The organism is Alphaproteobacteria bacterium (assembly GCA_020638555.1).
Lineage (GTDB): Bacteria > Pseudomonadota > Alphaproteobacteria > Bin95 > Bin95 > JACKII01.
The window spans coordinates 612660-625964 of the sequence record JACKII010000002.1; the positions used below are offsets into that span (position 1 = coordinate 612660).

Sequence of the window (13305 nt, forward strand, 5' to 3'; positions counted from 1 at the left end):
GTCACTTGGCTTTTTTGGCCTTGGCCGGGGCGATGCGCGCGGACGCCTTCTTCTCGTTCGCGGCCTTGCGGTCCTTGCGCATGATGATCCATTGCTGCGCGATGGACAGCGAGTTGTTCCACGCCCAGTAGATCACCAGGCCCGCCGGGAAGCTGGCCAGGAAGATGGTGAAGATCAGCGGCATGAACTGGAACATGCGCGCCTGCACCGGGTCCGCCGGCTGCGGGTTCAGGCGCTGTTGCAGGAACATGGTCGCGCCCATGATCAGCGGCCAGGCGCCGAAATGCAGGAAGTGCGGCGCATCCCAGGGGATCAGGCCGAACAGCGTGAAAATGTTGGTCGGATCCGGGGAGGAAAGGTCGTGAATCCAGCCGAAAAACGGCGCGTGCCGCATTTCGATCGAGACGAACAGCACCTTGTAGAGCGAGAAAAACACCGGGATCTGGATCAGGATCGGGATGCAGCCGGCCGCGGGGTTGATCTTCTCCCGCTTGTACATGGCCATCATTTCCTGCTGCATCTTCTGCCGGTCGTCGCCGTATTTCTCCTTCAGCTCGGTCATTTTCGGCTGCAACAGCTTCATCCGGCTCATGGCCTTATAGGACTTGTTGGCCAGCGGGAAGAACAGGGTCTTGATGCCGAGGGTCACGATCAGGATCGCGATGCCGAAATTGCCGACAATGCCATAGAGCCAGTCGAGCACGTAGAACAGCGGCTTGGTCAGGAAGTAGAACCAACCGAAATCCACCGCGCGGTCGAACAGGGGAATGCCGAGGGCTTCCTCGTAAGAGTCCAGAAGGTTGACCTCCTTGGCGCCGGCGAACAGCCGGTTGGTGACTTCGACGCTCTGGCCGGCGGCGACCGAGACGGCGCCGGTGGCGAGGAAGTCGGCCTGGAACTTGCCGTGGCCCTCGACCGAGCTGTGCAGCATGCGGGCCTTGTAGGCCGCCTTCTGGTCCGGGATCAGCGCGCCCAGCCAGTATTTGTCGGTAAAGCCCAGCCAGCCGCCGGTGCTTTCGGTCGAAAACGGCCCGTCATCCACCAGGTCGCCGTAGTTGAGCTCCTTCAGCGACTCCTTGAACACACCGATCGGACCCTCGTGCAGAATCCGGAAGCCGGAGGTGTGCGGCATGCCATCCCGGCCGAGCAGGCCATAAGAGTACAGCGTCGCCGATGCGCCTTCGCTCGCCTCAACCTTGTCGGTGACGGAGAACATGTAGCTCTTGTCGATGGCGATGGTGCGCGAGAAGCGCAGGCCCTGGCCGTTGTCCCAGGTCAGAACAACCGGGGTTTCGACCGTGAGCGTGTTGGCGGAAGCGGTCCAGAGCGTGTCGTCGGTCGGGACCGCGATGCCGTCGGCACCGGCGACCCAGCCGAACTGCGCATAGAATCCGTTCGGGCTGCCGCTCGGCGAGAACAGCACGACGTTGGGCGACGTCTTGGCGACCTCGACGTGATAGTCCTTCAGCACCAGATCGTCGATCCGACCGCCCCGCAGCGCAATCGAGCCGCGCAGGCGCGGCGTGTCGATGGCGATGCGCGGCGACTGCTCCAGGATGCCGGCGCGCGTGGCGGCGGGCGGCATTGCGGGCGCGCTGGCGCTGCCTGGTGTCTGCGGACCGGTGTTGGGCGCGCTGGGAGCCCCCGGCGTCGCCGACATTCCCGAGCCCGTCTGCCCGGCAGCGGTCTGCGCGCTGTCGCCCGGCGGCGGTGGCGGCGCCGGGAAGAACTCCTGCATCAGGGTTTGCGAGCCGATCAGAATCAGCACCGCGAGCCCGATGGCGATGAAGAGATTGCGCTGTTCCATAACTGGCAGCCGGGTCCGTTCACAGTGGGAAGAAGGAAAATTCGGGGTCTACTTAGCCTGCCTAGGGCACGGGATCAAAGCCGCTGCCGCCCCAGGGGTGACAACGGACGATCCGCCGCGCGGCAAGCCAACCGCCGCGCCACGGTCCGTGCCGCTGGATCGCCACCAGGGCGTACTCCGAGCAACTGGGCGCAAACCGGCAGGCTTTGGGGAACATCCAGCCCAGGCCATAGCGATAGACGGCGATCAGGGCGAGCATCGGCCAGCGGATCATGCGGACCTCGCAAGGTTGGCAGATTGGGATTCGCGGGGTGCGGACGGGCGCCGGCGCCGACCCCGTCCGGCGTGGACGCGGGCAATCGCATCCTCCAGATCGCGGACCAGATCGGGGAAGGGGCGGGTCACGGTCGCCGTGCGCCCCACCAGCACATAGTCGAGGCCGGGGCGGGCCAGCGGTGCCAGCACGGCCTCTGCCAGCGCGCGCAGCCGGCGGCGTGCCCGGTTGCGGGCAACGGCATTGCCGACCTTTTTCGAGGTGGTGAAGCCGACGCGCGGCGGTCCCGCACTGTCTGCCGCTTCGCCACGCTTATAGGCCTGCAGAACCACACCGGGGGTGGAGGCGTGCAGGCCGGAATGCGAGGCGCGGACGAACTCGCCGCGCTTTTTCAGCCGCGGCATCATCGGGTCGCCGGCAGCCCGGATCGGCGGGCCGCCGGATGAGCCTAGGCTGACAGCCGCTTGCGGCCTTGGTTGCGGCGATTGGCCAGAACCTTGCGGCCGCCGACGGTTTTCATGCGCGAGCGAAAGCCATGGCGGCGCTTGCGGACCAGATTGCTCGGCTGGAAGGTGCGTTTCATTGTCTGCAGAACTCTTGAAAGCGGTTGCGGCGCCAAAGTGAGCCGGCGCCATCGGAATTCCAGGAAGGGGCGGCTTATACTGTCCCCGGGTCCGCCTTGTCAATTTCTCTGTCGGGCCGTCGGGGAGGAGGCCGCCAAATCCGGTGCCAAACGGCCATGATGGATATCGCTCGCCACCCTGCGCCGCAACCGGTTTCCGAGGGGGCCGGCATCCTGGCCGTGCGGGGACGACGCCCGACCCTTGGGGCCGGGCGCCGGCTGCGACTCATGCCGCGATCTGGCGGGAAATCTCGGCGACGTGACGGTGGTCGGTGCCGCAGCAACCGCCGAACACGCGCAGCGCCGGCAGGGTGTCCTGCAAGGCCCGGTATTGCCGCCCCAGCTCGACCGGGTTGCCCTCGTCCAGTTCGGTGCAGGCCTCCAGCTCCGCATGGCTGAGGCAGGAGGCGTTGGCCCGCAGGCCCCGAATCCGCCGCGTCCAAGCCTCGCCCGCCGCGACCGCGTCGGCGAAATGAGTCGGGTGGGCGCAGTTGATCATATAGTAGGCGGGCGCGGCCCCGGTCTCGGCGTCCACCTGGGCGATGGCATCCGCCAGGCTCTGTCCGGTCGGCAGGCGCCCGTCGGTTTCGACGGTGAAGGAAATTGCCACCGGCATGCCCGCATCGCGGGCGGCCTCTGCGACGCCGATGGCCTCGTCCGCATAGTTCAGGGTCAACGCCGTCACCAGATCGGCGCCCGCCGCCGCCAGGGTCTCGATTTGCGGGCGATGATAGGCCGCCGCTTCCGCCGCGGTCATGAGGGCGCCGGGCACATAGCCGTCGCCGCGCGGGCCGATGTCGCCGCTGATCACGAACGGGCTGTCCGGCGTCTCGTGCGTGTCGCGGATCGCGGCCAGCAGGGCCACGGACCGGTGGTGCGCGGCCTCCATCTCCCGCGGCGTGTAGCCCAGTTCCTGCGCCCAGTCGCTGCTGGCCCGCCAGGTCGGCGTGCCCAGGATCAGGCCCCGGCCGGACGCCAGCGCAATGTCCACATAGGGCCGGAAATACTCCCGGATGATCCGCTCGCCGCATTGCAGGCGCAGCACGGTAATGGCGGCGAAACAGGGAATGTCCATCTCCTGGTGAAAGACGAGCGTCGTTTCCAGGCCGCCGTCGGTCAGCATGGACTTGCCGTTCAACTGCGGTAGGCGGTTACGATATTTCGTGATCGGCATGGGAAGTCTCCTTTGTCCTTGGCACGACCAGAAGATGTCGCCGGGGCGTTCCGGAAACCAGTGAGCGCGTGGTGCACTCGCCGGAGCCAAAATTTGTCATAATGATCAGTAAGTTGGGGGTGGTTGCTGCAAGCGTTGTGAGCGGGTTCACGCGGAAACCGCACTTGCGGTACACTTCTTTGGTGCCGGCCGCATGGGCGAGGCCGGCGCCGCTGCCGTTCGTGCCGTGTCGAAGGCCGGACCGGTGGCCAATGGGAGAAAGGCGAAGCGGCATGCGCAAGGGCCAGGCCACCAAGAACCGGGTCATGGATATCGCCGAGGCGGCCATCCTGGCCAAGGGCTATGGCGCCACCTCCATCGAGGAGATCATCGAGGAGGCCGGCATCACCAAGAGCGGTTTTTTCTATCATTTCCCGGACAAGCGGGCGCTCGCTCTCGCCCTGCTCGACCGCTATATCGACAGGGAAGATGCGTTCTTCGATGCCCTGTTCGACCGTGCGGAGGAGTTGCACGACGACCCGCTGCACGCGTTTCTCATCGCCCTGAAGCTGTTCTCGGAAATGATGGCGGACCTGCCGACCGGCCATCCGGGCTGCCTGATCGCCACCTATTGCTATAACGAGCGCCTGTTCGACCGGGCGTTCCAGCGGATCAGCCAGGAGGCGATGCTCACCTGGCGCGCGCGCTTTCGCCAGATGCTGGACCGCATCGCAGAGACTTACGAGATGGCGGACGCCGTCGACCTCGACCATGTGGCGGACATGGTTTCCAGCATGGTCGAAGGCGGCATCGTCGCGTCGAAGACACTGCACGACCCGCGAATCCTGCCGCAGCAAATCCTGTTGCTGCGGTCCTACATCAAGCTGTTGTTCGTCGACCGCAAGCCGCGGTAGGGCGGACGTGTCTGCGAATGCTTGGCGTTACCGGGGAAAGTTGATATGCACCGGGGGACCGCTTCCCCGGATGACGAGCCCCACCGATGACGCAGCTTTCCTCCGAACGGTACACCGTCGACGACGTGATGGCCGCGCAGGAGTTCTATCACGCCCGCAACTGGACCGACGGCCTGCCCATCGTGCCGCCGACGGCCGACGCGGTGCAAGCCTGCCTCGACTGGGCCATGCTGCCGCCGGACCATCTGGTCGGCATCGAGCCGGTGCGGGCGCGGGAGATCACGGCGGAGAAGCTGGCCATCAACAGTGTCATGGCCGGTTGCCTGCCCATGCATTTCCCCCTGGTCGTGGCCGCCTTCACCGCCATGCTGCAAGAGCCCTTCCTGCTGCACGGCGCCACCGCCAGCACCGGCGGCTGCGCCATTTTCACGGTCATCAACGGCCCCTGCCGGCAGGAATTGGGCATGAGCGGCGGCTTCAACGCCCTCGGCTCCAGCGACCGGGCGACGACGGTGATCGGCCGGGCGATCCGCCTGGCGCTGGGCAATCTGCTGGACGTGCGGCCGGGCGATGTGGACCGTTCCACCCTGGGCCACCCCGGCAAGATCAGCTATTGCGTGGCCGAGGACGAGGAGAACTCGCCCTGGCTGCCGCTGGCCGAGGAGCGGGGCGTGCCGAAATTCGCCTCCGCCGTCACCGTGATGTCGGCGGGCGCGCCGCGGCAAATCATGAACGAGTGGACCACCGATCCGGAGGAAATCCTCCAGACCTTCATTGCCGAGATCAAGGCGTCGATGCGCCATTACTCGATCCATGCCGGCAACTATGCCATCGTCGTGCCGCCGCAACTGCGCACCCATTTCGCCGCCGCCGGCTGGTCGAAGGCGGACATGCGCGCCTATGTCTATGAGCATGCGGTGGTGCGCCGGCGCGAATGGGCCGACGTGGGCAAGGGCGCGGTGGTCGGCAAGCATGGCGACAGCGAATACCGCGCGCTCTCGGCGCCGGACGACCTGTTGATCGTGGCGGCCGGTGGGCCGGCGGGCGGGTTTGGCGCGGTGATCCCGCCCTGGCTCGGGCCGAAGAGCAAGGCCTGCACCGTGGCCGTCGGCGCCTGCGTCGACTGCGAGATTTAACGGTTCTGTTTTCGGAGAGGAGTCCCATGACGATTGAGGTTCTGGACCCGACCTATGGCGGCGGCGCGGCGGCATTCGCGCTCGCGCCCAGGCTCGGGTCGCTGGAGGGGAAGACGGTGGGCGTCATCTCCAACGGCAAGCGGGGCACCCGCCCCTATTTCGCGGCGCTGGAGCGCATGCTGCTGGAACAGGGCGCGGCGCGCGTGGTGCTGCGGACCAAGTCCAACTACAGCGCCCCGGCCGACGCGCCCATCATGGCGGAGGCGGCGGATTGGGACGCGGCCTTCGTCGGTATCGGGGATTGAGGCAGCTGTTCGTCGTGCAGTTTGCATGACGCCATAGCGGTCGAGAAACTCGGTGTGCCGGCGGTCGGCGTGATGACCACGAAATTCGTCAGCGCGGCCGATCTGATGGCGCGGGTGTTGGGGGCCGATGGCTTCCGCTACGTCGCCATAGACCACCCGATCTCCAGTGCTTCGGACGAGGCCCTGACGGCCGAGGCCGCGCGGACGCTGGCGGAGGGCCGGACCATCCTGGCCGGCTGACGCCGGAAGCTAACACGCCGGGTGCGGATTGAACCACTCTCCCGCCCCATCTCCCGCGCAAGCGGGAGCCCATGCCTGAGAGCGTCTCACAGGACACGGACTCTGGATTGGTCTCTCAGGCATGGGTCCCCGCATTCGCGAGGACAGGGAAGATGGAGGTGAGCCAGCGAGAAAAGAACTCGTGCTAACACGCCGGATGCACCTCCGGAGCGCATGTTCCCCGGAGGTGGCGGAGCCGCCAGTGTTCCCCGGAGGTGGCGGAGCCGCCATCCGGGGCCGGTGTCTTCGTGCGAACACGGGCGACGGCAGTGTTCGTGAGGGCGACCGGTCCCGGCGCACCGCTCCGCGGCGGCCGGGAAACACTATGCCCGTGCAGAGCGTTTCAGATCACGCCGTCGCGCCTCAGTGCGGCGATGGCGTCGGGCGTGAGACCCAGCAGGCCGCCATAGATCCTGTTGTTGGCGGAACCGAACGCCGGCCCCAGGCTTTTCAGCGCGCCCGGCGTGCGGCTCAGCTTCGGCATGACGCCGGGCACGGTCACCGGCCCCAGGTCCGGCTCGTCGAGGGTCAGCAGGTTGTCGCGGGCGGCGAATTGCGGGTCGTTGAAAATGTCCTCGACCGAGTTGATCGCACCGGCCGGCACCTCCGAGCGGACGCAGACCTCCAGCACCTGTTCGCGGCTCATGCTGGCGGTCCAGGCGCCCACCAGCGCATCGACCCGGTCCCGCCCCGCCAGCCGGTCGGCCACCTTGCCGTAGAGCGGCAGCAGGTCCAGCCGGTCCATGGCGTGGCACAGGCGCTCGAACATCTTGTCGCTGGTGCAGGCGACCGCGATCCACCTGCCGTCGCCGCATTCGAAATGGCCGTGCGGGCAGGCGTTGAGCGTGCCGATGCCCTCGCGCCCGCGCACCTTGCCGGTGGCGGCATAGGCCGGCACCAACTCGTCCAGCACCCGGTAGACGCTTTCGTAGAGCGCCATGTCGATTTCCTGACCCGGGCCGCCGGCCTCGACCTCGCGCAAGGCCATCAGCACGGCGATGGCGCCGTACATGCCGGTCATGTAGTCGCCGAGCGAGGTGGAGCCGGGCGTCACCGGCGGGCCGCCCGGCATGCCGGCCAGGTGCGTCAGGCCGCCGACCCCGTGGGCGATGCGGGCGAATCCCGGCCGGTCGCGATAGGGGCCGGTCTGGCCATAGCCGGACACCCGCATCAGGATCAGCCGCGGATTGACCTCCGAGAGCACGTCATAGCCGAGCCCCCATTTCTCCAGCGTTCCCGGCCGGAAATTCTCGCAGACCACGTCGGCGAGCCCGACCAGGCGCAGGAACAACTCCTTGCCCTGGCGTGAGCGCAGGTCGAGGGTGATCGACTGCTTGTTGCGGGCTTCCGTCAGCCAGGCCAGGGACGAATCGGCTCGCTTGCTGGGCGTTCCGTACCGCCGCCACGGGTCGCCGCCATTGGGATGTTCGACCTTGATGACCTCTGCGCCGAACTCTCCCAGAATGGTGGCGCAGTGTGGCGCGGCGATGAAGGTGGCGATGTCCAGAACGCGGACCCCGTCCATGGCTCCGGCGCCGGGTTTGCGAGGCAAGGGCAATGCGTGCAACTCTCTTTCGAAAGATTGATGAAAAATTCCGTCGCGCGGGCGTGACAGTATCGGTTCGACACGATAAGCCATTCCCCGGTCTCGCGTCACTGCGTTCCGGGCGCTTGGGTGGAGGAAATCGCTTGCCAGTGCTGAAGATACGCCATTGCTTTCTGCCCGCCCTCCTGGCGGCGGCGGTAATCGCGTCCGGGCCGACGGCGTCCATCGCGGCCGAACCCGCGCTGCCCTTCGGCGTCGACTCCAAGCGGTTGGTGGGCGACGAGAATCTGCCCTTCCTGCTGGAGGCGGACACGGTCCGCTACGACCAGAAGGCCGATACCATCGTCGCCGAAGGCGATGTTCAGATCACGCGGCAGGGGCGGGTGCTGACCGCCGATCACGTGGAGTTCCGCCGCGCCGAAAAGATCGTCGCCGCCAAGGGCAATGTCACGCTGGTCGAGACCACGGGCGAGGTGCTGTTCGCCGACGAGGTGGAACTGACCGAGGATCTGGACCAGGGCTTTGCCGTCGCACCGCGCATCCTGCTGCCGGACGGCTCGCGGCTGGCGGCGAACGCGGCCACCCGCCAAAGCCGGGACCGTTTCGAGATCAAGCGCGGCGTCTACAGCCCCTGCCTGATCGATCCGATCTGCCCCGACCGTCCGCCGTTGTGGCAGGTCCGGGCCGAGACCATGACCCATTCCGAGACCCGGCGCGAACTGGAATTCTACGACGCCTCGCTCGACGTGTTCGGCGTGCCGGTCGCCTGGTTCCCCTATTTCTCGCAGCCGGACCCGCGGGTGAAGCGCAAGACCGGCTTTCTGGTGCCGACCTTCGGCAGCGACAGCGATCTGGGGTTTGTCGCCCGGGTGCCGTTCTTCTGGAACATCGCGCCGAACCAGGATGTGACCCTGACGCCGATCGTCACCTCCGAGCAGTATCCCGTCGGCCTTGTCGACTTCCGGCACCTGTTCCCCTGGGGCGAGACCGAGGTCGAAGGCAGTTTCGGCATGGTGGAGCGTACCGAAAACGGTCAGTCCCGCGGCACCAACGCCCGCGGCCATATCAAATGGACCGGCAACGCCAATATCGACGACAACTGGCGCTCCCGCTTCCAGCTTTACCGGTCCAGCGACGACACCTATCTGCGTCTGTTCAAGATCGATTCCGCCGGCGTCTTGCGCAGTTTCGGCACGGTGGAAGGCTTCTATCCCAATGCCTATATCAACGGCACCGTGTTCAGCGTGCAGGAACAGCGCTTCAATTTCAGCGAGAACGATACGCCGGACGCATTTCCGTACATCACGGCGGATTATCAGGTGCCGATCGGCAATACCGGGTTCACCCTGACGGGTAAGGCCGGGTTTCAGTCGTTGTTTCGATCCAGCGGACCGGATTCCCAGCATCTGGCGGCGCAGGTCGGCGTCGGCCGCGAGTGGAATTTCGGCGGCCATCTGATCCAGGCGGATGCCAGCGTGCGCGGCGACGTGTTTTATGCCCAGGACCTGACGACGACCAGTTCCGGCGACAAGTTCATCGGACGCTTCCTGCCGCGCGCGACGGTCGACTGGTCGTATCCGCTGTTCCGGACCCTGGGCGAGGATGGCGTGCTGACGCTCACGCCGCGGGCCATGGCCACGGCCACGATCGGCTCCGTCAACTCGTCCGAACTGCCGAACGAGGACAGCCAGTCGGTGGAATTCGACGCCACCGCCCTGTTCCGCCCCGCCATCGCCACCGGCCGCGACCGCATCGACGACGGCCAGCGCTTCGATTATGGCCTCGAGGCCACCTACGACCTGACAGGGGTGCAATTGAGTGGCCTGGTCGGCCAGTCCTACCACATCAACTCCAGCCGGGATTTCGGCGCCGGCACCGGCCTTGACCGGCCATTCTCCGACATCGTGGTCGGCGTCGGCGCCCGCGTTCAGGACTGGGTCGACGGCGCCATGCGCGTGCGCTGGGACCCGAGCGACGGCCATGTCTCCGCCACCGAGGCGCGTGCCCATTTCGGCACGCGGCCGATCGAGCTGTCGCTCAGCTATACCATGCTGGATGCCCGCACCGCCGACGGCGTCACCATTGGCGAGACCAACCAGATCGACGCGACGCTGCGCGGCCAGTTCACCGACCACTGGGCCGGCTATCTGCGCCACCAGCGCGACCTGGATGTCGGTCGGGCGCTACGCTCCCAGGTTGGCCTGTCCTATGCCGACGAATGTTTCCAGTTCGAAGTCGTCTACACGCGGGAATCGCTGCGCAATGCGGAGGTGCAGGACAACGATTCCATCGTCTTCCGCATTGCGCTCCGCAATCTGGGTTCGGCCAGCAACAGCCAGAGTTTCGCCCGCGAATGAGCGCCCCGGATGACACCGGACTAAGCTATAACGGCGAGGCCCCCTCGCTTCAGCGGGGCTTTGGCGTGATCCGCGCGGCCCTGCTCGACATGCCGAACCGCCCCGGCTGCTATGTCATGCGCGACGACGAGGGGCAGGTGCTCTATGTCGGCAAGGCCGCGGCGCTGGCCAAGCGGGTGCGCAATTACGCCAGCCCGACCAACCTGCCGAATCGCATCCTGCGCATGATCGCCGAGACGGCGACCATCACCACCACCGTCACGCACAGCGAGGCGGAGGCGCTGCTGCTCGAAAACAATCTGATCAAGTCCGAGCGGCCCAAGTTCAACATCCTGTTCCGCGACGACAAGAGCTTCCCCTATATCGAGCTGACGCTCGGCCATGCCTGGCCCATGCTCTCGAAGCACCGGGGCGAGAAAAAGCCCGAGAACGTCTATTACGGCCCGTTCGCGTCGGCCGGGGCGGTCGAGAACACCATTGTTTCGCTGCAAAAGGCGTTCCAGTTGCGCTCGTGCTCCGAGCACATTTTCCGCACCCGCACCCGGCCCTGCCTGCTGCACCAGATCAAGCGCTGCTCCGCCCCCTGCACCGGCGAGGTGAGCGCGGAAGACTATGCCGAGAGCGTTGCGGCCGCGCGCCAGTTCCTGGCCGGCTCCAGCGACGCGGTGCGCCGGGCCTGGACCGAACGCATGCAGCACGCGGCCGAGAACATGGAATTCGAACAGGCCGCCATTTACCGCGACCGGCTGCGGGCGCTGGGGCATGTGCAGGCGCGCCAGGGGGTGAATGTGCCGGAAATGGGCGACAGCGACCTGTTCGCCCTGGCCCGCCAGGGGGATCGGGTCTGCGTGCTGGTCTGGTTCTTCCGCGCCGGCCAGAACCAGGGCGGCAAGCCGTATTTCCAGACCGTCGATGCCACGGTCAGCGCGGCGGAGGTGATGGACAGCTTCCTGGCCCAGTTCTACCACGCCCATCCCGTGCCGAAGACGGTGGTGCTCTCGGAAACGCCGCTGGACCGCGACCTGTTGCAGGAGGCGCTCAGCGCGCGCGAGGACAAGCGCGTGCAGTTGCTGACGCCGCAGCGCGGCCCCCGCCGCAGGGTGGTGGAACAGGCGCTGGAGAACGCGCTGCACGCGCTCAAGCAGCGCCTGAACCAGCAGGCCGGTCACGCCCAGGCGCTGGAGGCCATCGCCGCCTCGCTGGGCCTGGAAAGCCCGCCGGAACGGGTGGAGATCTATGACAACAGCCACCTGATGGGCACCCACCCGGTGGGCGGCATGGTGGTCTACACGGCGGAGGGCTGGCTGCGGCGCGCCTTTCGCCGGTTCAAGATCGGCAAGCACGGCTCCGGCACCGCCGGCGACGACGACTATGCCATGCTGCGCGAGGTGCTGACCCGGCGCCTGCGCAAGCTGGCCGATGCGGACGATGACGACACCGACAGTCACACCCGCCCCGACCTGCTGCTGATCGACGGCGGCAAGGGCCAGTTCTCGGCCGTGCGCGAGGTGCTGGAGACGCTGGGCCTGACCGACATCGCCATGGTCGCCATCGCCAAGGGGCCGGACCGCGACGCCGGCCTGGAGCAGTTCATCTCGGCCGAGAAGGGGGCGTTCCGCCTGGCGCCGAACGACCCCGCCTTGCTGCACCTGCAACGCCTGCGCGACGAGGCGCACCGCTTCGCCATCGGCGCCCATCGCCAGGCCCGCCAGAAACAGGTGCGCGGCTCGCAACTGGACTCGATTCCGGGGATCGGGCCGAAGCGGAAAAAGCAGTTGCTGCTGCATTTCGGCTCGGTGCGGGGCGTGACGCGCGCGAGCGTCGACGAGCTGTCCAAGGTCGGCGGCATCAACCGCGCCGTCGCCCAGAAAATCTACGACGCCCTGCACTGACGCCGCACCGCTGCCCTCGCACGCGGTGCCGGGGCGACCGGGCCGGGCGGCGACTGGCGCGCGTTCGGTATCGGTTGAGCCACTTTCCGGCCCCATCTCCCGCGTAAGCGGGACTGGCGAGCCAGTTGGAAAAGACTCCGTTCTACCGCGTCGGCACCGGGTCCGGGCCGTTATAGTCGTAGAAGCCGCGATTGGTCTTGCGGCCGAGCCAGCCGGCCTCGACATATTTCACCAGCAGCGGGCAGGGGCGGTATTTGCTGTCGGCGAGGCCGTCATAGAGCACCTGCATCACCGCCAGGCAGACGTCGAGCCCAATGAAATCCGCCAGTTCCAGCGGTCCCATCGGGTGGTTGGCGCCCAGTTTCATGGCGGTGTCGATGGCCTCGACCGAGCCGACGCCCTCGTAGAGCGTGTAGACCGCCTCGTTGATCATCGGCAGCAGGATGCGATTGACGATGAAGGCCGGGAAGTCCTCGGCCGAAACCGGGCATTTGCCGAGCCGCTGGGTGATCTCGCGGAAAGCAGCGACGGTTTCTTCCTCGGTCGCGATGCCGCGGATCAACTCCACCAGGTTCATCATCGGCACGGGGTTCATGAAGTGAACGCCCATGAAGCGGCCCGGCCGGTCGGTGGTCGCCGCCAGCCGGGTGATGGAGATGGAAGAGGTGTTGGAGGCGATCAGCGCGTCCGGGCGCAGATTCGGCACCAGCTTGGCGAACACTTCGCGCTTGACCGCTTCGTTCTCGGTCGCTGCCTCGATCACCACGTCGCAATCGCCGAAATCGGCATAGTCGGTGGTGGTCCTGATCCGGGCCAGCGCCTCGACCTTGCCGAATTCGTCGATCAGGCCGCGGCGGACCTGGCGGTCCAGATTGCGGCCCATGACGGTGATGGCCGTATCCAGCCGGTCCTGCGACAGGTCTGCCAACACGACGTCATAGCCGGCAACGGCGCACACGTGCGCGATGCCGTTGCCCATCTGGCCGGCGCCGATCACACCGATTTTCTGAACCATGAAGA

At 66.7% G+C, this 13305-nt stretch carries 13 protein-coding genes; 6 read left to right on the top strand and 7 right to left on the bottom strand.

Annotated features, from left to right (window positions below; translation table 11 throughout):
- Position 1 precedes the first annotated feature (1 nt).
- The 5 genes from yidC to H6844_08715 all read right to left on the bottom strand — a co-directional run bounded on the left by yidC (position 2) and on the right by H6844_08715 (position 3871).
- Positions 2-1807 carry a membrane protein insertase YidC gene (yidC, locus tag H6844_08695; GenBank protein MCB9929478.1) on the bottom strand — a complete coding sequence of 602 codons (1806 nt, stop codon included), beginning with the start codon at positions 1805-1807 and terminating at the stop codon, positions 2-4.
- A 61-nt stretch (positions 1808-1868) separates the two neighbouring features.
- Positions 1869-2081: a membrane protein insertion efficiency factor YidD gene (yidD, locus tag H6844_08700; protein MCB9929479.1), complete on the bottom strand. Its 213-nt coding sequence runs from the start codon at positions 2079-2081 to the stop codon at positions 1869-1871.
- Positions 2078-2485: a ribonuclease P protein component gene (gene rnpA, locus H6844_08705; protein MCB9929480.1), complete on the bottom strand. Its 408-nt coding sequence runs from the start codon at positions 2483-2485 to the stop codon at positions 2078-2080. The genes yidD and rnpA overlap by 4 nt, the downstream gene beginning before the upstream one ends.
- A gap of 44 nt (positions 2486-2529) precedes the next feature.
- Positions 2530-2664: a 50S ribosomal protein L34 gene (rpmH, locus tag H6844_08710; GenBank protein ID MCB9929481.1), complete on the bottom strand. Its 135-nt coding sequence runs from the start codon at positions 2662-2664 to the stop codon at positions 2530-2532.
- Between the two features lie 265 nt (positions 2665-2929).
- Complete coding sequence (locus tag H6844_08715) at positions 2930-3871, bottom strand: homocysteine S-methyltransferase family protein (GenBank protein ID MCB9929482.1); 942 nt, start codon at positions 3869-3871, stop codon at positions 2930-2932.
- Positions 3872-4149: 278 nt separating this feature from the next.
- On the opposite strand from H6844_08715, the gene H6844_08720 reads away from it, so the two are divergent.
- The 4 genes from H6844_08720 (at position 4150) to H6844_08735 (ending at position 6451) form a co-directional block, all read left to right on the top strand.
- Positions 4150-4770: a TetR/AcrR family transcriptional regulator gene (locus H6844_08720; GenBank protein MCB9929483.1), complete on the top strand. Its 621-nt coding sequence runs from the start codon at positions 4150-4152 to the stop codon at positions 4768-4770.
- 86 nt (positions 4771-4856) lie between these two features.
- The gene (locus H6844_08725; protein ID MCB9929484.1) at positions 4857-5906 is read left to right on the top strand and encodes a hypothetical protein; all 1050 of its coding nucleotides are present in this window, start codon (positions 4857-4859) and stop codon (positions 5904-5906) included.
- Positions 5907-5932: 26 nt separating this feature from the next.
- Positions 5933-6211 carry a hypothetical protein gene (locus tag H6844_08730; protein ID MCB9929485.1) on the top strand — a complete coding sequence of 93 codons (279 nt, stop codon included), beginning with the start codon at positions 5933-5935 and terminating at the stop codon, positions 6209-6211.
- A 72-nt stretch (positions 6212-6283) separates the two neighbouring features.
- Positions 6284-6451 (top strand): hypothetical protein, encoded by a 168-nt coding sequence (locus H6844_08735; GenBank protein MCB9929486.1) that lies wholly within the window; start codon positions 6284-6286, stop codon positions 6449-6451.
- Between the two features lie 382 nt (positions 6452-6833).
- On the opposite strand, the gene H6844_08740 is transcribed toward H6844_08735, so the two are convergent.
- The gene (locus tag H6844_08740; GenBank protein ID MCB9929487.1) at positions 6834-8015 is read right to left on the bottom strand and encodes a CoA transferase; all 1182 of its coding nucleotides are present in this window, start codon (positions 8013-8015) and stop codon (positions 6834-6836) included.
- 170 nt (positions 8016-8185) lie between these two features.
- Between H6844_08740 and H6844_08745 the strand changes: the two genes are divergently transcribed.
- Positions 8186-10393: an LPS-assembly protein LptD gene (locus H6844_08745; GenBank protein ID MCB9929488.1), complete on the top strand. Its 2208-nt coding sequence runs from the start codon at positions 8186-8188 to the stop codon at positions 10391-10393.
- Positions 10390-12285 carry an excinuclease ABC subunit UvrC gene (gene uvrC, locus H6844_08750; GenBank protein ID MCB9929489.1) on the top strand — a complete coding sequence of 632 codons (1896 nt, stop codon included), beginning with the start codon at positions 10390-10392 and terminating at the stop codon, positions 12283-12285. The genes H6844_08745 and uvrC overlap by 4 nt, the downstream gene beginning before the upstream one ends.
- A 142-nt stretch (positions 12286-12427) precedes the next feature.
- Here the strand turns inward: uvrC and H6844_08755 are convergent, their stop codons facing one another.
- Entirely contained in the window at positions 12428-13300 is an 873-nt protein-coding gene (locus H6844_08755; protein MCB9929490.1) for a 3-hydroxybutyryl-CoA dehydrogenase, read from the bottom strand.
- Between the last annotated feature and the right edge of the window lie 5 nt (positions 13301-13305).